Raw genomic sequence first — 23,218 nt, 5'->3', positions numbered from 1 at the left:
CCCCACACCACGGCCGGCGCGGGGGTGCGGGCGCGCGCCGGCGGTGGTGTGGGGGGTGGCGGGCTGGTCAGGCGGCCTTGTGGCAGACGGCGAGGGTGTCGTAGGTGCCGAGGGGCTGGTGCGTGACGGAGGCGAACCCGGCGTCGCGCGCGTGCCCGCGCAGCTCCTCCAGGGTGTAGCCGGAGCCGCCCTTCGTCATCACCAGCATGGAGAGGCTGACCCTCAGGTTGTGGCTCTCCACGCCGCGGGTCGCGCCGCCGAGCATGCGGTCGTAGACGAGCAGCACGCCGCCGGGGTTGACGCTGCCGAACGCCTTGTGGACGAGGAACCGCCGCTGGTCGGCGTCCCAGTTGACCAGGGCATGGCCGATGACCACGACGTCGGCCGGGGGGAGGGGATCGGAGAAGAAGTCGCCCGGATGGAAGGTCATGCGGGCCCCGAGCCCCAGCTCGGCGGTCTTCTCCTGGAAGAAGGGCGCCATCATCGGCAGGTCGAAGACGTGTCCCCTCAGCCGCGGTTGGGCGGCGAGGATGTGGGAGACCACGTTGCCGCGGCAGCCGCCCACGTCGAGGACCGAGCGGTGACGGCTCCAGCCGTCGTACGCCGCCACGAGCTCCGGGGCCAGGGAGTCGGTGATGTAGTCCATGCTGCTGGCGAACTGGCGGGTGACATCCAGCCCGCTGACCACCTGCATGAACTCGTCGGTGCGGTGCGGCGTGCCGGTGCGCAGCGCGTCCGTGAGCCCGAAGAGGGCGGGGAACAGCCGTCGCCGCAGCACGTCGCCCATGTGGGCGGCGTCGTCGCGGACGAGGTAGCGGTCGGCCGCGGGGCTGTTGCGGTAACGGTCCCCGTCGCGCTCCAGGACGCCGTTGCAGACCAGCAGGTCGAGCCAGTCCGTCAGCCCGCGGCTGCTGATGCCGAGGGCGGTGCGGATGGTCTCGGGATCGGCGGGCCCGGCGCGCAGGGTGGTGAACAGGCCCAGTTCGAGCCCGCTCAGCAGTGCCTGCGCGTCGCAGAGGGAATTGGTCAGACCGATGAAGTCGGTCGGAGTGGCGGTGCCGCTTTTGGCGGTCACGGAATTGGCCGTCATCGCGTGCTTCCTGACTCTCGAATGGCGGATGACCGTCATTTATTAGGGGGGAGCGTGCGATGACCTGTCAATATGGCCCTATAGAAGAATAGAAAACTCCTTCCGTCATGTTGTCGAGCGATAAGATAATGTGCACGGAAAGGGTGGGAGTACGGGCGGGAACAACCGTTCTTGGCGCGTTCACGCAACGGTCGATCGGGAACAGTACGGTTCCGGTCATGATCGAAACTCCGTTGTCGCGCCGTACCATGCTGGGCGGCCTCCTGGGAGGATCCGCCGGGGCAGCGCTCGGGGGATCCGCCGCCTGGGCGCGCCACTCCCGGCCGCTTCGCGTCCTCGTCGCCACCAACGAGCCGTGGGGTACGTACCATGTCGCGCCGCTCCTCGACGAGGCCGGCCGCCGCGGCTGGCACCTGACCCAACTCGTCCCGGACTACGCCGGGGTGGCCCCGGGCGACCCGGTGCCGGTCGCGACGCCCGGTGACGCGCCGCACGCTGACCTGCTGGTCGTCACCGGCGCGGGCGACTGGCCCGCCGACTGCGCGGCCCGCTTCCGCCGCCTCCCGCTCGTGGCCTCCGCGCTCGCCTACCAGCAGCCCGCCGAAGCCCCGCGCGCCCGGGAGCTGCGACGGCGGATACGGATGTTCACGTCGTCGTCGGCGGCCGAAGGGCGCGCGTTCGCACGCTACTTCGGCACCAGGCGCCCGGTGCGGGTGGTCGGCTCGCCGCAGACGGACGACCTGCCGCGGCGCAGGCCGGAGTCCGGCCTCGTCCTCGTGCTGACCAGCGTCACGCACCCGGACCAGACGGGGGACGCGGCGCCGGGGACCGAGCTGCTGCTCGATGCCGCCGAGGCGCTGGCCGCGGCGGGCAAGCGCATCCTCGTCGGGATCCACCCGCGCGAGGACAGGTCGCTGTGGGAGCGGTACGAGATCAGCGCCGACCCGTCCGTCACGGCCTCGGCCCGCGCGGAGGCGGCGATCGGCATCCCCGGCACCGTCTTCCCGCTGGTCGCGGCCGTCGGCACGCCGCTCGTCGCGTGCACCGACCCCGAACTCTCCGTGCCCGACTACCTGGTGTCCGTCTGCTCCGGCACGATCGACGAGGCCGCCGACGCGGTGGCCGCCGTGAACGCGGCCCATCTCCCCGACCGCGCCACGCTGTCCGACGCCGTCGGCCCGGTGGGCGGCTCGGGCGACCGGCTGCTGAACGCCTGGCGCGAGCGGGTCCCGTCCTTCCGCTGAGCGGTCTGCGGTCGGCGGTCTGCGGTCGGGAGGCACTGGTGGCACCGCTCAGGCCGGGGCGATCGCCCCGGCCCGTTCGCCGGGTGGCGGGACCGGATCGATCAACGCCGCCGCGTCCGCCCGCGGTTGCTCCGGGTCCGCGCCCGCCGTCCGCGCGCCGGTCAGTCGGCGTGCTTCTCGTACATCGCCAGGGCGATGCCGAGGCCGAAGAAGGTGGGGGCCCACTCGCCCACGAAGATGCCCCAGCGGTCGGCACGGTTGAGGTCCGCGCCGGGCTCCGCCTTGAGCGAGGTCGCCCACGTCACGACGGACATGCCGATGCTGACGAAGGCGGCGGCGTAGGCGTGCTCGCTGCGGAGCCCGCAGGAGTAGAGACTCTTGACGATCACGGCGTCCCCTTTCGGTGATTTATCCCACCTTGCGGCCGGGGGAGGAGTTTCGCCACCGCGGGATCATCGGCCGGGTCACGCCCCCGAGTTGCCCGCACGGGCCGGGCGGCCGGGGGCCACGCGTAGCCGGACGGTAACGGACTGATCGCGGAGTGGTGCCGCGCGGGGTCGGATCCCGATCGGCGGGTAGACCTACATTGTGCTGGACATGACCAGTTTTGTGCGGAGTTCTGTGCGAGGTTGTTTACGGGGTTGCCCGTGATGAGCGGGGAGTGGCCGCCCGCGCTGGAGCGGCTGGGTCCCTACCAGTTGATGGGCTTCAGCTGTGCCCTCTGCGGCACCTATCTGGGCGCGCGCGCCCGGGAGCTGGGGACCGTGCGGCATCCGAGGTTCGGCTACCCGTTCCGGCTGTGGGCCTGCGTGCCCAGCTGCCTGGCGAGCGGTCCCGTGCCGCGGCGTCCATCCTGGGGGGGAGTGACGCCCCGGAGGTGACATGGTGGCAGGTCAGGTGCACGGCGGCGGCAGCGACGTGGGCCGGCGCGTGGCGCTGCGGCGCGAGCAACTCGGGCTCAGCCGGGAGGATGTGGCGGGCCGGGCGGGCGTCGCCCCGCAGTACCTGCGGTACCTGGAGGAGCGGACCGCCTCTCCCAGCCTGGGCGCGCTCACCCGCGTGGCCCGCGCCCTGGAGACCACCGTGGCCGAGTTGAGCGGCGCCGAGGCCGCCGCGGGCCGGGCCACACACCCGGCGGACCACACCGGGCGGACCAGGATCACCGAGCTCGACACGGACGAGTGCCACCGGCTCCTCGGCTCCCACCACATCGGCCGCGTCGCCGTCTCCACGCCCGAGGGCCCGGCCATCGTCCCCGTGAACTACGCCCTCCTCGACGGCGCCATCGTCTTCCGCACCGCGCCGGGCGCCGGCCCCTCCTACGTCAGGGACGCGGACGAGACGGCGTTCGAGGTCGACCACCTGGACGAGACGCAGTCCGTCGGATGGAGCGTTCTCGTCGTGGGGGCGACGCGCCAGCTCACCGCGGAGGACGAGGTCGAGCGGGCGGCCGAGGCCGTGGGGGAGGGGCCCTGGGAGCCGGACCGGCGCGCGCTGTGGGTGCGGTTGCGCCCGGCGCGCGTGACGGGGCGCCGCGCCGTGCTCGTGCACGACGTGCGCTAGACGGCACTGGACGTGCCCTCGTGGGTCGTGGGTCGTGGTCCGGGGGGACCGGCTCGTGTGGCGGAGTGGGCGGGACCGGGTTCCCATGGAGAGATGGTGACTGTGCCGGAGCCTGAGCTGTGGAACTGCCGGGCCGTCGTGTTCGACACCGACGGAGTGATCACCGACTCGGCTGGCGTTCACGCCTCGGCCTGGAAGGAGGCGTTCGACACCGTGCCCGGGGTCGATCCCCCCTTCGACGCGGGCGAGGACTACCGGCGGCACGTCGACGGCAAGTCACGCCTCGACGGCGCCGCCGCGTTCCTGGCCGCCCGCGGCCTGGACACCCCGCCGGGCGGCCCGGAGGACGAGCCGGGCACCGGCACCGTGGCCGCCGTCGCCGCGCGCAAGGAGCAGATCTTCGTCCGCATGCTGAGCGAGGGGGGCGTGGACGTCTACCCGGGCACCGTTCGCCTGCTCCTCGCGCTGCACGACGCGGGCGTGCGCTGCGCGGCCGTCTCCTCCTCGCGCCACGCGCGCGACCTGCTGAGCCGGGCCGGGGTGCGGTCGCTGCTCCAGACCGTGGTGGACGGCAACGACATGGCGCGGCTCGGGCTGCCGGGGAAGCCGGACCCGGCGCTGTTCCTCGAAGGGGCGAGGCGGCTGTCCGTGGAGCCGGGTGAGGCGGCGGTGGTCGAGGACGCGCTCGCGGGGGTCGAGGCGGGCCGGAACGGAGGGTCTCGGATGGTGGTGGGCGTCGACAGGACGGCCGGTCCCACCAGCGAGGACGACCTGCGCGACCACGGCGCCGACATCGTCGTCAGGGACCTGGACACCTTCCTCTCGACCGGGCGGAAGCGGGAGGGTGAGTGACCCATGGTTGACGGCCGGATGGCGGAGTGGACCTGGGAGTACGACGGGTACGACCCGCGCACCGAGCGCCTGCGCGAGGCGTTGTGCACGCTGGGCAACGGCCGGTTCGCGACCCGCGGCGCGGCGCCCGAGACCTGCGCGAGCGAGGCGCACTACCCCGGCACCTACGTGGCGGGCCTGTACAACCGGCGCACCACCACGCTCGCCGGACGCGACCTCAGCCACGAGGACATCGTCAACCTGCCCAACTGGCTCACCCTCCGCTTCCGCATCCACCCCGACGAGGGCCCCGACGGCGAGTGGTTCACGCCGGACCTGGACATCGGCGGCCTGGCCCGCTACCGGCAGTCGCTCGACGTGCGGCGCGGCGTCCTGAACCGCTCGGTGCGGTTCCGGGACGAGCACGGGCGGCACCTGGCCTTCGAGCAGTCGCGCCTGGTGCACATGGACGACCCTCATCTGGCGGCGCTCACCACGACGTTCACGGCCGAGGACTTTTCGGGAACGATCGAGGTGGAGTCGGCGATCGACGGCGCGGTGCGCAACACGGGCGTCTCGCGCTACCGCGACCTGGAGAGCGACCACCTCACGGAGATGGGCACCGGCGGCGAGGACCCCGACATCGCGTGGCTGCGCTGCCTGACCAGCGCCTCCGACGTGCGCGTGGTGATGGCCCAGCGCACGTCGTTCAGGATGGGCGCGCACGACGGGGCCGCCGCCGAGGCCGCCGAGGGAACGGCCCTGACCCGGCTCACCGATCACCGCGCCGGTCACCTCCTCACCCTGCCGATCGGCCCGGGACGACCGGTGACCGTCGAGAAGACCGTCGCCATGCACACCTCGCGCGACCCGGCGATCAGCGGCCCGCTGGACGCGGCGATCCGCCGGGTGCGGCGCGCGCCCGGCTTCGAGGGGCTGCTCACCTCGCACAGCGCCGCCTGGGAGTACCTGTGGGACCAGTCGGGGTTCGAGGTGCCGGGGGAGACGGGCCACATCCTGCGGCTGCATCTGTTCCACGTGCTCCAGACCCTCTCGCCGCGCCACACCGTCGAACTGGACGTCGGCGTCCCCGCCCGCGGCCTGCACGGGGAGGCGTACCGGGGGCACGTCTTCTGGGACGAGCTGTTCGTGCTGCCCTATCTCAACCTCCACTTCCCCGAGCTGTCCAAGTCGCTGATGACCTACCGCCACCGACGGCTGCCCGAGGCGTGCCGCGCGGCCACGGCCGCCGGGTACGAGGGCGCGATGTACCCGTGGCAGAGCGGGAGCGACGGGCGCGAGGAGACCCCGGAGGTGCACCTCAACCCCCGCTCCGGGCGCTGGCTCCCGGACAACTCCCACCTCCAGCACCACGTCGGCTCGGCCGTCGCCTACAACGTGTGGCGCTACGGACAGGCCACGGGCGACGCGGAGTTCGTCCACACCGGCGGCGCCGAGATGCTCCTGGAGATCGCCCGCTTCTGGGCGTCCATCGCGACCTGGGACGCCGACCACGAGCGGTACCGGATCCGGGGCGTCGTCGGCCCCGACGAGTACCACGAGGGCTACCCCGAGGCCGCGAAGCCGGGGCTCGACGACAACGCCTACACCAATGTCACGGCCGCCTGGGTCCTGGCCCGCGCCCTGGACCTGACGCGGACGCTGCCCGTCTCGCGCCGCTCCGAGCTGTTCGAACGCCTCGCGCTCACCCCCGAGGAGCGGGACCGGTGGGAGGACGTGTCGCGACGGCTGCGCGTCCCGTTCCACCAGGGCGTGATCAGCCAGTTCGAGGGCTACGGCGACCTGCGCGAGCTCGACTGGGACGGCTACCGCGACCGTTACGGGGACATCAGGCGACTGGACCGGATCCTGGAGTCCGAGGGCGACACGGTCAACCGCTACCAGGCGTCCAAGCAGGCCGACGTGGTCATGCTCGGCTACCTCTTCGCGCCCGACGAACTGGCCGAGCTCTTCCAGCGGCTCGGCTACACGCTGGACGACGCCGTGTGGCGCCGGACCGTCGACCACTACCTGACCAGGACCAGCCACGGCTCGACGCTCAGCGGCGTCGTCCACGCGTGGGTGCTGGCGCGGAGCCACCACGAGGCGGCGTGGACGCACCTGAAGGACGCGCTGGCCAGCGATGTCGCCGACCTCCAGGGTGGCACCACGGAGGAGGGCATCCACCTGGGCGCGATGGCGGGCACGCTCGACCTGGTGCAGCGGGGGCTCGCCGGGCTCCAGACCCGGGAGGGCGCGCTGTGGCTCGACCCGGCGCCGGTGCCCGAGCTGGCGGAGTTCGGCTTCTCGGTGCGGCACCACGGAACGGCGGTACGGGTGCGGGCGAAGCCGGGGCAGCTGTGGATCGGCGTCCCGGACTGGGAGGAGTCGCCGGTGCGGGTGGTGCTCGCGGGCAGGGCCTTCGACCTGGAGCCGGGGCAGGAGCGGGTGCTGCCGCTGCCCGAGCAGGGGTGACCCGGGCCGGCGACCCCGCTCAGGCGGCGGGCCGGGCGTCGCCCTCGCCCTCGCCGCCGCCCTCGCCGCCGTCGTAGGGGACCACCGCGACGGGCGAACGGGCGTGGTGCAGCGCCGCGTGCGTGACCGGTCCGATGCGCATGCCGAGCGCCGGGCGGTGCGCCCGGCGCCCGACGACGACGAGCGCCCCCAGGGGCGCGGCGGCCGAGAGCAGCACCTCGGCGGCGTTCCCGTAGCGGGTGTCCTCGGTCACCGGCACGTCCGGGTACCGCTCGCGCCAGGGCTTCAGCGCCTCGCCGAGCGCCCGGACCTCCACCGCCTCCAGGTCCGCGGCGGCGGGCCCGTTCTGCTCCAGGCTGCCGGGGATCTCCGCGCTGAACAGGGAGGGCGTGCCCCAGGCCCGCACGGCGCGCACGGCGGCGCCGCGCGCCGCCGCGGTGGTGAAGGCGAAGTCGAGGAGCGGGTGACCGGCCGGGCCCGTCTCCTTCAGGCCGACCACGATCTCGTCGGTGGCGTCCGGGTCGCCCTCCCGCGAGGGGGCGCGCTCGGTGGCGTTCGCGCGGACCAGGACAACGGGGCGCCCGGCGTGCGCGATCACCGGGAGCCCGACCGAGCCCAGCAGGAACCCGACGATCGCGCCGTGCCCCCGCGAGCCGAGCACCAGCATCTCGGACGCGTCGGCCCGCTCGACGAGGCCGGCGGTCGCCACGTCGGTGATGAGCTCGGTGCCGATGTCGACCCCCGGGTGCCGGGCGGCCAGCCGGGTGGCCGCCTCGTCGAGGAACGCGCGGGCCGTGTCCGCGTCGGGCACCGGCGGCACGTACAGCGGCTCGGCGATCCAGGCGTGCGCGAGGCACAGCGGCAGGCCGCGGCGCCTCGCCTCCTCCGCGGCCCAATCGGCGGCGGCCACGCTCCCGGCCGAGCCGTCCACGCCCGCGGTCACGGGGCGAGGTCCCGCCTCGCTCGCGGCGTTCTCCGTGTGTCCCGGTCCTCCCGCTGTGCCCACGACCTCGGCTCCTTCCGCTCCTTCCCCTCTCCACTGTCCCGCGTTTCCCCGCTCCCGGCACGGTGGCGGGGGGCGCGGCCGCCCCCGGGCGGGCACACGGACCACCACACCGGCGGGTGAACGGCGCTGTCCGCTGTTCGATGTGCTTTCCGGCGCGCTGCCCGGGGAATGGCGTCGCCCCCTGCGCACCATGGCGCAGGGGCCCAGGAATTTCTCGGGTCCTCGTATCAACGCCACCCCCCATGAGGAGTAGTCATGCGTATCCCTGCCCTGCTCTCGGCCAGCGCCCTGGCCGCGACCATCGTGCTCGGCGGTGCCGGCACCGCCCTGGCCGGCGGTTCGGCGTCGGCGGAGGAGCTGGAGATCGAGGCCGAAGGTAAGAAGGCCGCCTGCGGGACCTTCGCCGCGGTCATCCGGGGCAACCCGGTCTTCGCCCAGGGCTGCAAGGCCAGCGCGTTCGAGTTCGAACTCGACTGGAAGAAGTGGACGAAGGACTAACGGCGTAACGAGCAACGTTCCGCCACCGAGGGCCGGGTCGCGCCACGCGACCCGGCCCTCGCGGCTGTCCGGGCACCCGGATCTTGACAACCCGTCACGAAGAATCTATACATACAATTGTTCCCCTGAGTGTGGCTCGTTATGGCCGTTGACGGCCCCGGGCAGCTCCGTTGGCGCGTGCGACGCATCTCTGCCGTCCCGGCGCCGGACCGACCGGCGCCGAACCCCCGCCGAACACCCCTGTGATGAGACGCCGTGTCGTCTCGGCCGTGCGGGCGCGGGTGCCGTTCCCAGGTCCCAGGCACCCCGGTGCCCGCCGCACGCACCCCTGCCGCGACGTACCCGGCCCGGCACAGACGCGTACCGCGATGTGGAACTCGGTGAACCACCCACTGACAAGCGGGAGTCGGAGATCCATGAAAATATCTGTATCTGGCACCTACTCCTCGGGCAAGACCTCGACGGTGATGGCCTTGTCGCACTACACAGGGATGCCGCGAACCCTCGCCCGAACGATTCGCGAAATCCTTCCCGAGACTCTCCCCGGCGTCCGGCTCGCGGATGTGCAGCCGGCGCAGTTCCTCCAGCTCACGCTCCGCCGTCACACCGGCCGCGCCGTCCATGAGGCCCTGCTGGGAGACAATTTCATCTCCGACGGATCATCCCTCCAGGAATGGCTGTACGGGGTGGGCCGGACCATTCACGGCATGAACCCGAACGCCACCGCGGAGAACGAGGGTGGCCGGGCGGCCGAGACCACGGAGGAGATGGCCTTCTTCAGCGCTGTCGTCGATCAGTACGGCCAGGCATTCAAACACCATGTCAAGAACACCTTCGACGCGTATGTGCATCTGCGGCACGAACTGCCGATAGACGTGGACGGCCACCGGCCGATGAACAACGCGTTCCGCGCGACCATCGACACCATGCTGCTCGCCACGCTGGACGAGCTGGACATTCCGTACCACGTGGTCAGCGGCACCATGGAGAAGCGCCTCGAAACCATCGCGGGGATCTTCGATCTGAAGCCGGTGATGAGTACGGCCGAGGCGATAGAGCTCGGCCGGCGTGACTACGCCCGGCAGGACTTCCGCATGGAGACCGAGCGGGTCCCCGCCGGCGCGTGAACCGGTGCGCGCTCTTCCCGGGGTCCTGAATCCGGCAGAGAAGAACAGCTGAGTCCGCCCAGAGGAGAACAAGCGATGGATCAGTCGTCCAGAATCACTATTGCCTACCACTCCCGCCACGGCCACACCGACGTGATCGCGCATGCCGTCAAGGCCGGCGCCGAGGTCGAGGGGGCCCAGGTGACCATGGTGGTCGTCGAGGGCATGAACGACGAGAAGTGGGAGGCCCTCGACACGGCCGACGCGATCGTGTTCGGCTCGCCGACTCATATGGGGTCGGCCTCCGGCGCGTTCCACATGTTCGCCGAGTCGACCAACAAGCGCTGGGGAGCCCGGGTCTGGAAGGACAAGATCGGGGCCGGCTTCACCCACGCCGCCTGCAAGGCGGGGGACAAGCACCACACGCTGGCCTACTTCGCGACCTTCGCCGCCCAGCACCAGATGCACTGGATCAACCTCGGCCTGCACCCGGGCTGGCACCTCAGCACCGAGAGCGAGAACGACCTCAACCGCCTCGGGTACTTCAACGGAGCCGCCGCCGCCACCTCGGGCGACCTCTCCGTCGATGCCATACACAAGGCCGATATCGCCACCGCGGAGCATCTCGGTTCCCGCGTCGCCCAGCAGACGGCGATCTTCCTCGCGGGGCGCGCCGCCCTGGGGATTCAGTAGCAGACGAACGGAGATTTCGCACATGACAGCCGCAGAGCAGCAGGCCACGTCCACCCACGCGACCCTGGACTCCTTCTTCGAGAGGTTCGGCTCCGGTGATCTGGGGGGCCTGCTCGACCTGTTCGCCGAAACGGTGGACTTCCGGGTCGCCGGGAGCCCGAGCGTGCCGTGGACGGGCACACGGTCCACCAAGGAGGAGATCTCGGCGTTCTTCGAGACCTTCCCGAAGGTGCTCACGGCGCCGGAGAGCTTCGCCGTGACCGCTCGCATCGTCGACGGTCAGGAGGCGGTGGTGACGGCGGACAGCGTCTTCGGCGTCGTCGCCACCGGAAAGAAGTTCCGCAACCGCTACGCCCTGCACCTGTCGGTCGTGGACGGCGCCATCACGCGTTACCACATGTATGAAGACAGCCACGCAATTGCCGAAGCCTTCACGGAATGACCTACCGAGTGCGCTGCCCGCTCCGGCCGAACGGGGACGGGCAGCGGTTCCTCGGCTAGAAAGGATCGCCTGTGCCATCCCTGGAACTCGCGTCCATTGACGACTTTCTCGGTCCGCGAGACAGCCGGTTCCTCGGCGAGGGATTCAAGCGCGTCGAGCACTCCCTGAGACATATCACCGTATCGCCGGGAGCCGAAGGTGTCGGGGGCATCGAGGCCACGGCTCATATCTCCATCCCGGGTCTCTGGTCGCGCAAGGGCGACGAGAGCCAGAAACCCCACCTGAGCACCATCGACCTGATGCTCTTCGGCGCCCAGCTCACCGGCCTGTACGCAGCGCACGCCCTCGGGCTGCCGCCGGACGCCCGCTTCGCCGTGCAGTCGATCGACATGAAGGCCGGGAGCAGCCCGGACGAGGACGAGTTGGCGAAGTTCCCGGTGAGCGGACGGCTCGTGGCCGCGGAGTGGGACGGCGAGGAGGGTTCGACCACGGTGGACTGCCGGATCGGATCGCTGTCGGCCCGGGTGCACGCCCGGCACAGCGCGGGGGGCGCTCAGGTCGGGACCACGCGCGGGTACGACGGGGAGGACGAGCTTCCCGGGCCCTGGAACACCGCGCCGTACGGCATACCGCACCGTGCGCGGCAGCAACTGCTCACCGCGGTGAGCGTGACGGCGGAGGGCACCGCCGATCCCCGGGCGTCCGCCCGCGTCGCCCTGGCCTCGGACCGGGAGGGGACCGTCCCCACGGACGCCCCGGCCACCATGATCGACGCCTTCGTCGCAGCCTTGCAGCTCGGTCAGGTCCTCCTCTACGCGCTGGACGGCTTCGAACGCGCCCGGAGCAACACCCTGTGGATGCGGCGGACCCGCATCACGGCCGGGACCGCGCCCGCGGGGCGGGAGGACGAGGTGACGGCGGCGCTGGAGCGGCCCCTGCTCCTGCCCTCCCCGGAGGGCACCTGGAGAACGGCCAAGGTGATCGGCAGCTTCCACGGCGTCCAGGCGCGGGCCAGCGTCGCGCATCTGCTGCCGGCCTCCCGGCCGGGCGACCCGTTGAGGACGGAGTAGACGATGGGCGCTCGCGCCGCCGTCCTCGCCGGGCTGGGCAGCTATCTGCCCCCCGGCCGGATGACCAACGAAGAACTGTCCCGCCGGCTCGACACCAGCGACGAGTGGATCCACAAGCGGACCGGCATCCGGGAGCGGCGCTGGGTCGATGCCGGAGTGTCCACCAGCGACCTCGCCGTCGAGGCGGGCCAGCGGGCACTCAAGTCGGCGGCGAACGGGGCACCGGACGCCGTCGGCATGGTGATCCTGGCCACCACGACCCCCGACTACCCCTGCCCCGCCACGGCGCCGGAGGTGGCGACCCGGCTGGGCCTGGGCACGCCCGCCGCCGTGGACATGGCGGCCGGGTGCGCGGGGTTCGTCTACGCGCTGGCCACGGGGGCGGCCTCCATCGCGGCCGGTCACACCGAGCAGGTGCTCGTCATCGGCGCGGAGACGCTCTCCACCATCATCAATCCGGCCGACCGCACCACAGCGGTGATCTTCGCCGACGGTGCCGGTGCCGTCGTGCTGCGGAGCGGAACCGCCGACGAGCCCGGTGCGATCCTGACGGTGGACCTGGGGTCGGACGGCACCGGCAAGGACCTGGCGACCATCCCGGCGGGCGGCTCCCGGCAGCGCTCCTCCCGTCAGGTGGCGGCTCCCGACGACCGGTTCCTCCACGTGCGCGGCAAGGAGATCTTCGCCCAGGCCGTCCGCCGGATGGGGCAGTCGGCGACCGCCGTGCTCGGCACGGCGGGCTGGAGCGTCGATCAGCTCGACCACCTGGTGGGCCACCAGGCGAACCTCCGCATCCTGCACGCCCTGGCCCAGCAACTCGGCCTGGACAAGCGGCGCGTGGTCTCCAACATCGAACAGGTGGGCAACACCTCGGCCGCCTCCATCCCGCTGGCACTGGCCGACGCCGCCGCGCAGAACCGTTTCCTCCCGCGTGATCGGCTGCTGCTGACCGCCTTCGGTGCGGGCCTGTGCTGGGCGTCCGCCGCCCTCACATGGCCGCAGATCACTCCCGCCTGACCGCACTGTCACTCCCCGGAAAGGACCGGCCATGACGACCCGAGCTGCCATAGAACCCGAGTTGATCCTCGACATCCTGACGACCGAGTTCGAGGTCCCCGCCGATACGGCGGTCGACACCGACTTCGAGAGCCTCGACCTGGATTCCCTGGTCCTGGTCGAGCTCGCGGTCATGCTGACGAAGCAGTACGACGTCGAAGTGGCCGGCGACGAACTGGTCGCCGCCGGCACCGCGGCCAAGGTCGCCGAGCTGTTGTCCGCGAAGGTCATGGGCGGTTGACCCCCTGTTTCACGCAAGCGTTCATGTCGCTACCTGGAGGATGAATGTCCGGAGCCGCTGTGATGGAAGACGTATACGCGGCCATCGAGAAAACGGCAGGACTGCTGAACGTACCCTGCTCCCGCGACAAGGTCTGGCCGATCCTCATGGGATTCGGGCCGTTCGAGGGCGGGATCATCTTCAGCACGTCGACCGGCGCGCACGCGGGAGACCTTGATCTCACCATCCAGGTGGCCTCGGGGATCGACGACCCCTATGCCCATGCCGTGTCGAAGGGCTTCTTACCGGAGACGGATCATCCCGTCGGGGAACTGCTCGCGGACATCGAGAAGCAGTGCACCGTCAACGAATACCTCATCGACTGCGGCGTCGTCGGCGGCCTCAACAAGATCTATGTGCACTTCCCCCGGGACTTGCAGACGGTGCCCGCGCTCGCCGAGATCCCGTCCATGCCGCGTGCTCTGGGCGAGAACGCGGGGTTCTTCGCCCGTCATGGCCTGGAGAACGTGACGATGATCGCGATCGACTACCGGCGCAGGACGATGAACCCGTACTTCACGTTCCCCACCGGAATCGACCCGGAGACCATCCGGTCGATGCTTCGCGAGATCGGAGTGCCGGAGCCGGAGGAGGAGTTCCTGGAGTCCTCCGGTAAATCGTTCCGTGTCTATACCACCTTCAGCTGGGACTCTCCCAGGATCGAGCGGATCAGCTTCGCCCGCCGCCTGGACCGGCCGGTGATCACCCCCCGCGTGGAACCGGAGATCACCCGATTCCTGACGGGCTCTCCGTACACCTACGACGGTGAGCGTTTCAGTATCCAGATGATCAAGTGGTCGCCCGACGAGCAGTGGTTCAGTGCCGGGTCGTACTACCAGTTCGGGCCTTTGCAGTGGGAAGTCCTGAAGAACATCCTCAGGTAGAAGGAAACCATCGAGCTCATGACTGATCAGAGTGATTGGACAGGTATGCCGGGGAGTGCGGAGGCGAGTGGGGACGAGCAGCGCCGGCGCGGCGTTCGCGTCGTGGGGGATTTCTACCGGGCCCTCCAGGCCAAGGACATCGACGCGTTCGGGCGGCTCTGGACGGCGGACGCGGTGTACCGGATCCCGGTCACCCCGGACGGCGTTCCCGGTGAGTTCGCCGGGCGCGACACCATCGTGGCCGGGCTCGGCCAGTTCTTCGGGTTCTTCGGCGAGACGCGGCTCACCTGGGACGCCGAACCGATGGGCGATCCGAACAAGACGCTGGCCACCTGGACGCTGGAGATCGACATGCTCGCCGGCGGCACCTACCGGAACCGGGGGGTGGCGCTCTTCCGGCTGGAGGGCGAGCGGATCGCGGAGTTCACGGAGCACGTCGACACGGCCGCGTTCCTGGGGATCTTCTCCGCCAAGGCCGCGACGGCGCGCCGGTTCTTCGCGCTGCTGCACGACAAGGACATCGACGCGTGGGGCGAACTCTGGCACGAGAGCGGGGTGATCACCATGCCGTACGCGCCCGAGGGGTTCCCGTCCCTGATCGAGGGCAAGGACAAGATCGTCGCGGCCTACCGGGACCTGTTCCCGGCGTACGAGACGTTCGACACCGAACTGACCGGCGTGCTCCCGGCCGTGGGCTCCGACGCGGTCTCCGTGGAGTACCGGGTCCGTGCCAAACTCGCCGACGGTGCGGAGTACAGCAACGACCACGTCGCGGTCCTCCGGTTCGAGGACGGGTTGATCAGCGCCTACCACGACTACTTCGACCCGCGTCGCTTCCAGGACGTCATCGACGCCCTCGGCGATCCGGCCGCCGGGACGGACTGACGAACCCGGCCGGGGCGGTGCCCGAGCCGTCGTCCCGCACTTCCGGGGGGTGCGGGACGGCCTGCCCGCCCGGGCCGCCGGGGCGGACATGATCGACAATTCCGGCCGGGGCACCGCTCGTTCGCCCACCGGGCGGCGCGAGCGGTTGGCCGAGAGTCGCCCTCCCGCGTCCGTGCGGTGAGAGGATCCGCGGGTGAGCTGTGGCTCCTGGGGGATCCGGGAGCCCTGTTCACCGGTGAGGCGGGGGCAGCCGGGGCCACATGATCTCCAGGTCGCGGCCCCTGGCCGACGCGCGTTCGGCGCGCTTCCCGCCGAGGTGGAACCGTCGACTCCACCTCACCGGCCTTGGATCCCCTCCGATGCCCTCATCGCCGCCACCGCCCCTGCGCGCTGGCACGCACTGCCGCAACGACGCCGTCGGCCCGGCCACCGCGCCGGTGAGCCGGCGGGAGCTCCGCGCGGACGGCCTTCTTCGGCCACAGATCACTCAGAGGAGACGTAAGGCAATGAGTACCGTGGGCAAAGATTCACACAGCGGGGCCGACGGCCCCGCCGGTGCCGACCCCCGGCGTTGGATGGCGCTGACCGTACTGGCGGCGATGCAGTTCATGCTCATCATGGACATCACCGTGGTGAACGTCGCGCTGCCCGACATACAGGCCGACCTGGACTTCTCCCACGAGAGTCTCCCCTGGGTGGTCAACGCCTACGTGCTGGTGGCCGGCGGGTTCCTGCTGCTGGGCGGGCGGCTGGCCGACATGTTCGGCCGCCGGCGGGTGTTCATGGCCGGTGTGCTGGTGTTCGGCCTGGCGTCGGCCGCGTGCGGCGCCGCCACCGCCTCCGGGATGCTGGTCGCCAGCCGCTTCGTCCAGGGCCTGGGCGAGGCGCTGGCCGGACCGGCGGCGCTCGGGCTGATCCCCGTGCTGTTCCCCGACCGCAAGGAGCGGATGAAGGCCCTGGGCATCTGGGGCGGTCTGTCGGCGGTGGCCGGCGCGGTCGGCTCGGTCGTCGGCGGCATGGTGACCGACCTGGTGAGCTGGCGCTGGATCTTCTTCATCAACATCCCCATCGCGGTGATCGCGCTGATCATGGTGCCCCGCGTGATGTCGGAGAACCGGATGGTCCGCGACGGCCGCCGGCTCGACTCGGTCGGGGCGGTCTCCGCCACCGGGGGTCTGGTCGCGGTGGTGTACGGCCTGCTCCAGGCCGCCGACCACCCGTGGGGCTCCGGGCGGGTGCTGCTGCCGCTGCTGGGCGGCGTCGCCCTGCTGGTCTTCATGGTGGTGTGGGAGTCCCGCACCCCGGACCCGATGATCCCCCTGCGGTTCTTCGCCAACCGCACCCGGGTGACGACCAACATCGTGAGCGTGGCCTTCTTCGCCGCGTTCTTCACCTACATGTTCTTGTTCACCCTGTACGTCCAGCAGGTGCACGACTACTCCCCGATGAAGACCGGGCTGGCCTACATCCCGCTGACCATCACGGCGTTCCTCGGCGCGGGCGTGTCCACCGTGCTGATGCCACGCGTCGGCGTGAAGGCGGTGATGACCATCGCCTCCTTCGGCGGCGCCATCGCCCTGTTCATCGCCGCCGCCGGCTTCTCCCCCGACGCGTCATTCGTCAGCGGGTTCATGCCCGGACTGATCCTGTTCGGCTTCTGCAACGGGATGGCCTACCCGGCCCTGATCAACGGGGCGCTGCACGAGGTCACCGGGCAGGACTCGGGTCTGGCCTCCGGCGTCCAGACCGCGATGCAGCAGGTCGGCGCGGCGCTGGGCCTGGCCACCCTGGTCCCCTTCGCCTTCCGCTACGTGGACGACCATGTCGCGGACGGAACGCTCCCCCAGGTCGCGCAGACCGACGGGTACGCGCTGGCGTTCCGCATCGGCGCCGGCATCCTCATCGTCGGGGCCGTGCTCGTCCTGGCGCTGCTGGAGAAGGTGAGCGGCGAGATGCGCGACCCGATCGCCGAGGCCGCCGAGGCGGCCTCCGGCGAAGCGGCGACCGAGCCGTCCCCCAGCGGAGCGCCCACCTGAGCGCCGCCGTGGGGCGGCGGCCGTCGAAGCCGCCGCCCCGCGGCCGGTCCTAGGCGCGGCGCGTGGCGTAGACCGGTACCGACATGGCCGGGTCGGGGTCGTCGAGGCAGGCGCCGGTGGTCAGGTCGAAGCGCTGCTTGAGGAGCGGCGAGGCGACGAACGGCGCGCCGCCGTTGCCCGTTGAACCGAGCAGGCCCCGGGAGAGCACGCCCGCGCCGGTGAACGGGTCACGGTTGCCTATGGCGTGGACGCGTCCGGCGCTGTCGAGGAACACCGCGGCCTGCCTGCCGTCCGGCAGCAGCACCGCCACCCCGCGCCCCGGCGTCAGGTCGGCCAGCCCGCAGACCGTCAGCCACCGCCCCTCGGCCGTCTCGATCTGCACCGTCGTCCCGGTCAGCACCGTCATGGCGTTCCGCTCCCCTCCAGCGTGCGGACCGGAAGCTCCGGGCCGATGAGTACGGTCAAGTCGGGCTTGATCTGGTCGCGTTCGGCGACGAAGCGCACCATCGGGTCGGGCGCGTCGGGGGCGTTGACGAACGAGATGAACCGCCGCAGCTTCTCCGGGTCGTCGAGCGTGTCCGCCCACTCGTCGCGGTAGCCCGCCACATGGGCGGCCATCAGCGCCTCCAGGTCGTCGCAGATGCCGAGCGAGTCGTGCACCACCACGTCCTGCACGTGCGCGAGGCCGCCCTCGATCCGCTCCAGCCACACGGAGGTGCGCTCCAGGCGGTCGGCCGTGCGGATGTAGAACATCAGGAACCGGTCGATCAGCCGCACCAGTTCGGCGTCGGAGAGGTCCTGCGCCAGCAGGTCCGCGTGGCGCGGCGTGGCGCCGCCGTTGCCGCCGACGTACAGGTTCCAGCCGGAGGCCGTGGCGATCACGCCGAAGTCCTTGCCCATCGCCTCCGCGCACTCCCGCGCGCAGCCGGAGACCGCCGACTTCAGCTTGTGCGGCGAGCGCAGCCCCCGGTACCGCAGCTCCAGGTCGATCGCCATCCGCACGCTGTCCTGCACCCCGTAGCGGCACCAGGTCGAGCCCACACAGGACTTCACCGTCCGCAGCGCCTTGCCGTACGCGTGCCCCGACTCGAAGCCCGCCTCCACCAGCCGCGCCCAGATCAGCGGCAGCTGGTCCACGCGCGCGCCGAACATGTCGATGCGCTGACCGCCGGTGATCTTCGTGTAGAGGCCGAAGTCCCGGGCCACCTCGCCGATCACGATCAGCCCCTCCGGGGTGATCTCGCCGCCGGGCACGCGCGGGACGACCGAATAGGAGCCGTTCCGCTGGAGGTTGGCGAGGAAGTGGTCGTTGGTGTCCTGGAGGGCGGCCTGTTCGCCGTCCAGGACATGCCGTCCCGCGCCGATCGCCGGGGCGAGCGAGGCGATGATGGAGGCGACGGCGGGCTTGCACACGTCGCAGCCGTCGCCGCCGCGCGCCGCCTCGCGACCGTGCTCGTCCAGCAGCGCGCGGTAGGAGGTGACGCGCAGCGCCCGCACGATCTCGTACAGCTCCTGCCGGGTGTGGGAGAAGCACGGGCAGAGCCCGGTGTCCACCGCGACGCCGCACGCGGCCAGCTCGTCGTTGACGAGCTCGCCCAGGACCTTGAGGCAACTCCCGCAGCACGTACCGGCCTTGGTGCACGTCTTCACCTCGGGCACGGTGGCGGCGCCCTGGTCGGCGACGGCGGCCCGGATGACGCCCTTGGTGACGTGGTGGCAGTTGCAGATCACCGCGTCGTCCGGCAGCGCCGAGGGGCCGAGCGCGGTGGGCGGGGCGAGGCCCGCGGGCAGCACCAGCTGCTCGGGCGCGGCGGGCGGAACGCTCCCGGTCAGCGGGCGCAGCAGCCCGTAGGAGTCCGCGTCGCCGACCAGCACCCCGCCCAGCAGCGTGCCGTCGCGGGCGATCACCAGCTTCTTGTACACGCCGGAGCGCGAGTCGGCGTACACGACGTCGAGGCACCCCTCGGCCCTGCCGTGCGCGTCGCCGAAGGAGGCCACGTCCACGCCGAGCAGCTTCAGCTTGGTGGAGGTGTCGGCGCCCAGGAACGTGGTGGCGGAGTCCCTGCCGCGGGCGATGGACTCGGCGGCGGTCACGGCCATGTCGTAGCCGGGCGCCACCAGCCCGTAGACCATGCCGTCCGCCGCGAGGGCGCACTCGCCGATCGCGTAGACGTCCGGGTCCGAGGTGCGGCACCGCTCGTCGACGGCCACCCCGCCGCGTTCGCCGACGGCCAGGCCCGCCGCCCTGGCCAGCTCGTCGCGCGGGCGCACCCCGGCCGAGAAGACCACCAGATCCGCTTCGACCACCGAACCGTCGGACAGCGCCATGCCGGTGACCTCGCCCGCGTCGTTCGCGAGGATCTCCTGCCCGCCGACGCCCGTGTGCACGGTGAGGCCCATCCCCTCCACCGTGCGGCGCAGCGCCGCGCCGCCGCCCTCGTCCACCTGGATCGCCATCAACCGCGGGTTGAACTCCACGACGTGCGTGGCGAGTCCGAGGCCGTTCAGCGCCCCGGCCGCCTCAAGTCCCAGCAGCCCGCCGCCGACCACCACGCCGGTGCCGCGGTTCCGCGCGTACGCCTCGATGGCGCGCACGTCCTCGATCGTCCGGTAGACGAAGCAGCCCTCGCTGTCCCGCCCCGGCACCGGGGGAACGAACGGGTACGAGCCGGTGGCCAGCACCAGCGTGTCGTAGCGGAACGCCGCGCCCGAGCGCGAGGTCACCACCCGCGCCGCCCGGTCCACGGCCACCGCGGGGTCGCCGACGTGCAGCTCGATCCCGTTCCGTTCGGCGAACCCCTCGGGCAGCAGCGACAGTTCCTCGGGCGAGGTGCCCGTGAAGTAGGTGGTGAGGTGCACCCGGTCGTACGCGGGCCGCGGCTCCTCGCAGAGCACGACCACCCGCGTGGCGCCGGTCAACCCCCGTTCGGCGAGCTCTTCGAGGAAGCGCTGGCCGACCATCCCGTGGCCGATCAGGACAATGGTCTCTGTGGCGGCGGACATGCGTCAGTACCCTCCGTCGTGGGTCAGCAGGTGGAGCAGCGGTGTCGCGGGCAGCGGCTCGTCGCCCTCCCAGGCGCGGGCCAGCGCGCCGACGCCGCCGAGGTCGCCCAGCAGGATGCCGCCCCTCAGGCGGTCGCCGCGGACGACGATCTTGCGGTAGGCGCCGCGCGTGGCGTCGGCGAGCCGCACCACGTCGTCGCCGGGGGCGGGCGTCGTCTCGCCGAACGCCGCCAGATCGACCGGTCCGGGGCCGGGCCCGTCCGGCAGCGTCAGCCGCACCAGCGCCCGCGTTCCCCCGTAGCGCGCCCCCCGGTCCCCGGCCAGCACCCGGGCCAGCACGTCGGCCTGTTCCTGGGCGGCGCCCGCCAGGCCGTGCACCACCCCGGCGTGCTCGGCGCAGTCCCCGAGCGCGTACACCCGGGGGTCGTCCGGCGTGCGCAGCCGGTCGTCCACGACGACCCCGCCCCGCGCGCCGAGGGCCAGCCCGGCCGAACGCGCCAGGCCGGTGCGGGGCCGCACGCCGCAGGCGAGGACCACGAGGGCGGCGTCCAGCCGGTAGCCGTCGGCCAGTTCCACGCCGGTGACCCGGCCGGTGGCCGCGTCCGTCAGCACGCCGCGCGCCCGGCACGCGGTGTGGACCTCGACGCCCAGGGCCGTCAGGTGCGCGGACAGCAACGAGGCCGCGTCCGCGTCGATATGGCGTTCGAGAAGGTGCTCGCCCTGGTGCGCCAGCACCACCTGGGCGCCGCGTTCGGCCAGCGCCCGCGCGGCCGAGACGCCGAGGAGCCCGCCGCCCACGACCACCGCCGCGGCGCCGGGCGTCAGGCAGGCGTCCAGCGCCAGGCAGTCGTCCAGCGTGCGGAACGGGTGGACGCCGTCGGGGAGTCGGCCGCCGCCGGCCGTCCCCAGGCCGTGCAGCGGCGGCAGCACCGGGTTCGACCCGGTCGCCAGCACCAGGGCGTCATAGGGGACGGCCGTGCCGTCCTCGCACAGGACGGCCCTCGCCGCCCGGTCGAGCGCCGCGGCCCGCGCCCCCGGCCGCCAGGTCACGCCCGCGCCGGGGCGCGGCAGCGCGATGACCTCCGCCGGGTACCGGCCCGCCAGCACCTCCGCCAGCAGGACACGGTTGTAGGCCGGGTGCGGCTCCTCGGCGAGCACGGTGACCGCGATCCCGGAGCTTCCCGCGCCCGCGGCCAGCTGCTGCGCGAGGCGGGCACCGGCCATCCCGCCCCCCACAACCACCACGCGCGTCTCGGAACCGGAACCAGGCATGCACCGAGCGTGCGGTGAGGCTGTTACCCGTCGGCATCACTGCCGTTTCACCTGGGCAACGCTGCGCTCAGCACGGCCGCTCCTGGGCTGTGAGCCCGCTACGCTGCGCCCGTGGTGACTCCTTCGGCCTCCTCCCCGCCCCTCACGTTCGTCGTGGGGACCGGGCGCAGCGGCTCGACCCTGCTCTCCGGCATCCTGCGCCTGCACCCGGACATCCTCAGCCTGAGCGAACTGCTGGCCGCGCTCATGTCGCCCGAGCGGGCGTTTCCCGAACAGCCCATGAGCGGCGAGGAGTTCTGGCGGCTGTTCGGCGAACCGAGCCCCGCGTTCGACGCCATGATCCGCGACGGCGTGGCGATGCCCGAGTTCCTGCTGCCGGAGCCGGGGAGCCCGGCGCTGCGCCTGACGGTCCTGCCGCACCTCACAGACGACCCGGACGCGGTCCTGCGCGACCTGGCCCCCGAGATCACGGGCTGGCCCACGCGCCCGGCGCCCGAGCACCACCGCGCCTTCTTCGGCCTGCTGTGCGAGCGCTTCGGCGCCCGGGTGGCGGTGGAGCGCTCCGGCTACTCGGTGGGCTGGATACCCACCCTCCGCGCGGCCTTCCCCGAGGCCCGCTTCGTTCACCTGTACCGCGAGGGCCCCGACTGCGCGCTCTCCATGAGCCGCCACGTCGGCTACCGCCTGATCGCCCTGCTGCGCAGGAACGGGGAGATCACCACCGACCCCCCCCGCCTGCTCGCGGACGAGTTCGAACTGCCCCTGACCTACTTCGGACAGCTCTGGTCCGAGCTGATCATCGAGGGGTTCACCCACCTCGAAGGGCTCCCGGCGGGGCGCGGCATGCTCCTGTCCTACGAGGACCTGCTCGCCGACCCCGAGGGTGAACTCGCCCGTCTCGCCGTGTTCGTAGGCGCCGACCCGGCCCCCGACTGGCTCGCCGCCGCCCGCCCGCTCCTGGACCGCTCCCGCTCGGGCGCGTCCCGGCGCCTGTCCCCGGAGGAGCTGGCCCCCCTCCGGGCGGCCTGCGCCCCCGGCGCCCGCGCGCTCGCCCTCGCCCGCGCGGAAGCCACCTGACCCGCCCGCTCCACCTGCAAGGATGAAGGACATGACCGAGGTCCGCACCGCCCACACCGCCGACCTGGACACCGCCACCCTGACCACGGTGCGCGACCTCCTGGACCGGGCCTTCGAAGGGGATCTCGCGGACCTCGACTGGGAACACGCCCTGGGCGGCATGCACGCCCTGGCCTATGACGCCGGCGAACTCGTCGGCCACGCCTCGGTCGTCCAGCGCCGCGTCCTGCACGCGGGCCGCTCCCTGCGCACCGGCTATGTGGAGGGCGTCGGCGTCGACAAGGACCACCGCGGCCGGGGCCACGGCGTGGCGCTGATGGCCGCCCTGGAACGGGTCATACGTGGCGCCTACGACCTCGGCGCACTCTCCGCGTCCGACGCGGCTCGCGGCCTGTACGGCGGCCGGGGCTGGCTCCCCTGGCAGGGCCCGACGTTCGCCCTGACCCCGCTCGGCATCGTGCGCACGGAGGACGAGGACGACGGCGTGTACGTCCTTCCGGTGCGGCTTCCTCTCGATCCGTTCGGTGAGTTGGTCTGCGACTGGCGGGACGGGGATGTGTGGTGAGGGTGTCTTCTTTACACAACTGACGCTGCCGACGGAGAGGAGAGTGTAGAGCTCGGTGGGGGGCGGGTAATTTAAAAAAAAAAAAAAGATGGAAGGCAGAGAGACACGACTGAGGTAAATAAGCAATCGTCACAGTCTGACG

23 protein-coding genes are annotated in these 23,218 nt (G+C 71.9%); 17 read left to right on the top strand and 6 right to left on the bottom strand.

All coding sequences use genetic code 11. From position 1 onward, the window contains the following. Positions 1-67 precede the first annotated feature (67 nt). The gene (locus tag ADY01_RS14290) at positions 68-1,090 is read right to left on the bottom strand and encodes a methyltransferase (RefSeq protein WP_049571899.1); all 1,023 of its coding nucleotides are present in this window, start codon (positions 1,088-1,090) and stop codon (positions 68-70) included. Between the two features lie 218 nt (positions 1,091-1,308). Here ADY01_RS14290 and ADY01_RS14285 point away from each other — a divergent pair, with 218 nt between their 5' ends. Further along, the gene (locus ADY01_RS14285) at positions 1,309-2,334 is read left to right on the top strand and encodes a hypothetical protein (RefSeq protein ID WP_053170820.1); all 1,026 of its coding nucleotides are present in this window, start codon (positions 1,309-1,311) and stop codon (positions 2,332-2,334) included. A gap of 161 nt (positions 2,335-2,495) precedes the next feature. Here the strand turns inward: ADY01_RS14285 and ADY01_RS14280 are convergent, their stop codons facing one another. Beyond that, positions 2,496-2,723, bottom strand: coding sequence for a hypothetical protein (locus tag ADY01_RS14280; RefSeq protein WP_199826229.1), 228 nt, complete (start codon positions 2,721-2,723; stop codon positions 2,496-2,498). 261 nt (positions 2,724-2,984) lie between these two features. On the opposite strand from ADY01_RS14280, the gene ADY01_RS14275 reads away from it, so the two are divergent. The 4 genes from ADY01_RS14275 (at position 2,985) to ADY01_RS14260 (ending at position 7,203) form a co-directional block, all read left to right on the top strand. Beyond that, positions 2,985-3,215, top strand: coding sequence for a hypothetical protein (locus ADY01_RS14275; protein ID WP_159001202.1), 231 nt, complete (start codon positions 2,985-2,987; stop codon positions 3,213-3,215). Position 3,216: 1 nt separating this feature from the next. After that, positions 3,217-3,897: a helix-turn-helix domain-containing protein gene (locus tag ADY01_RS14270; RefSeq protein WP_049571894.1), complete on the top strand. Its 681-nt coding sequence runs from the start codon at positions 3,217-3,219 to the stop codon at positions 3,895-3,897. Between the two features lie 93 nt (positions 3,898-3,990). Then, positions 3,991-4,749: an HAD family hydrolase gene (locus ADY01_RS14265; RefSeq protein WP_049571891.1), complete on the top strand. Its 759-nt coding sequence runs from the start codon at positions 3,991-3,993 to the stop codon at positions 4,747-4,749. Positions 4,750-4,767: 18 nt separating this feature from the next. Next, positions 4,768-7,203: a glycoside hydrolase family 65 protein gene (locus tag ADY01_RS14260; RefSeq protein WP_049571908.1), complete on the top strand. Its 2,436-nt coding sequence runs from the start codon at positions 4,768-4,770 to the stop codon at positions 7,201-7,203. A gap of 19 nt (positions 7,204-7,222) precedes the next feature. Here ADY01_RS14260 and ADY01_RS14255 read toward each other — a convergent pair whose 3' ends face one another. Further along, positions 7,223-8,209 carry a universal stress protein gene (locus tag ADY01_RS14255; protein ID WP_049571889.1) on the bottom strand — a complete coding sequence of 329 codons (987 nt, stop codon included), beginning with the start codon at positions 8,207-8,209 and terminating at the stop codon, positions 7,223-7,225. Positions 8,210-8,464: 255 nt separating this feature from the next. Between ADY01_RS14255 and ADY01_RS14250 the strand changes: the two genes are divergently transcribed. The 10 genes from ADY01_RS14250 (at position 8,465) to ADY01_RS14205 (ending at position 17,159) form a co-directional block, all read left to right on the top strand. Continuing rightward, positions 8,465-8,707, top strand: coding sequence for a hypothetical protein (locus tag ADY01_RS14250; protein ID WP_049571886.1), 243 nt, complete (start codon positions 8,465-8,467; stop codon positions 8,705-8,707). Positions 8,708-9,087: 380 nt separating this feature from the next. Further along, entirely contained in the window at positions 9,088-9,834 is a 747-nt protein-coding gene (locus tag ADY01_RS14245; RefSeq protein ID WP_234320229.1) for an AAA family ATPase, read from the top strand. Positions 9,835-9,909: 75 nt separating this feature from the next. Further along, entirely contained in the window at positions 9,910-10,506 is a 597-nt protein-coding gene (locus ADY01_RS14240; protein WP_049571883.1) for a flavodoxin family protein, read from the top strand. A gap of 22 nt (positions 10,507-10,528) precedes the next feature. Next, positions 10,529-10,948, top strand: coding sequence for a nuclear transport factor 2 family protein (locus ADY01_RS14235; protein ID WP_049571880.1), 420 nt, complete (start codon positions 10,529-10,531; stop codon positions 10,946-10,948). A gap of 71 nt (positions 10,949-11,019) precedes the next feature. Then, positions 11,020-12,018 carry an AvrD family protein gene (locus ADY01_RS14230; protein ID WP_049571877.1) on the top strand — a complete coding sequence of 333 codons (999 nt, stop codon included), beginning with the start codon at positions 11,020-11,022 and terminating at the stop codon, positions 12,016-12,018. A gap of 3 nt (positions 12,019-12,021) precedes the next feature. Continuing rightward, positions 12,022-13,035, top strand: a complete 1,014-nt coding sequence (locus ADY01_RS14225) for a beta-ketoacyl-ACP synthase III (RefSeq protein ID WP_049571875.1) — start codon at positions 12,022-12,024, stop codon at positions 13,033-13,035. 31 nt (positions 13,036-13,066) lie between these two features. Further along, on the top strand, positions 13,067-13,315 hold the full coding sequence (locus ADY01_RS14220; protein WP_063784223.1) for an acyl carrier protein: 249 nt from the start codon (positions 13,067-13,069) through the stop codon (positions 13,313-13,315). A gap of 62 nt (positions 13,316-13,377) precedes the next feature. Continuing rightward, on the top strand, positions 13,378-14,238 hold the full coding sequence (locus ADY01_RS14215) for an aromatic prenyltransferase (RefSeq protein WP_234320228.1): 861 nt from the start codon (positions 13,378-13,380) through the stop codon (positions 14,236-14,238). Between the two features lie 18 nt (positions 14,239-14,256). Beyond that, positions 14,257-15,123 (top strand): nuclear transport factor 2 family protein, encoded by an 867-nt coding sequence (locus ADY01_RS14210; RefSeq protein ID WP_234320227.1) that lies wholly within the window; start codon positions 14,257-14,259, stop codon positions 15,121-15,123. A gap of 575 nt (positions 15,124-15,698) precedes the next feature. Beyond that, on the top strand, positions 15,699-17,159 hold the full coding sequence (locus ADY01_RS14205; RefSeq protein WP_234320226.1) for an MFS transporter: 1,461 nt from the start codon (positions 15,699-15,701) through the stop codon (positions 17,157-17,159). Between the two features lie 49 nt (positions 17,160-17,208). Here the strand turns inward: ADY01_RS14205 and ADY01_RS14200 are convergent, their stop codons facing one another. From ADY01_RS14200 to ADY01_RS14190, 3 genes are read right to left on the bottom strand one after another with little or no spacing between them, the layout of a single operon-like run. Further along, entirely contained in the window at positions 17,209-17,565 is a 357-nt protein-coding gene (locus tag ADY01_RS14200) for a nitrite reductase (NAD(P)H) small subunit (RefSeq protein WP_049571854.1), read from the bottom strand. Next, positions 17,562-20,162, bottom strand: coding sequence for a nitrite reductase large subunit NirB (nirB, locus tag ADY01_RS14195; protein WP_049571851.1), 2,601 nt, complete (start codon positions 20,160-20,162; stop codon positions 17,562-17,564). Before nirB ends, ADY01_RS14200 begins: the two co-directional genes overlap by 4 nt. A gap of 3 nt (positions 20,163-20,165) precedes the next feature. Then, positions 20,166-21,434, bottom strand: a complete 1,269-nt coding sequence (locus tag ADY01_RS14190; protein ID WP_049571846.1) for an NAD(P)/FAD-dependent oxidoreductase — start codon at positions 21,432-21,434, stop codon at positions 20,166-20,168. 111 nt (positions 21,435-21,545) lie between these two features. Between ADY01_RS14190 and ADY01_RS14185 the strand changes: the two genes are divergently transcribed. Together ADY01_RS14185 and ADY01_RS14180 are read left to right on the top strand one after the other, a co-directional pair. Next, a complete protein-coding gene (locus ADY01_RS14185; RefSeq protein WP_267888432.1) occupies positions 21,546-22,511 on the top strand; it encodes a sulfotransferase family protein in 966 nt (321 codons plus the stop codon). 22 nt (positions 22,512-22,533) lie between these two features. Next, entirely contained in the window at positions 22,534-23,076 is a 543-nt protein-coding gene (locus ADY01_RS14180; RefSeq protein WP_420715702.1) for a GNAT family N-acetyltransferase, read from the top strand. Positions 23,077-23,218: the final 142 nt, after the last annotated feature.

It is taken from the genome of Streptomyces sp. SBT349 (assembly GCF_001083795.1).
Classification (GTDB): Bacteria; Actinomycetota; Actinomycetes; order Streptomycetales; family Streptomycetaceae; genus Streptomyces.
This window is presented reverse-complemented; position numbering and strand designations above follow the sequence as displayed.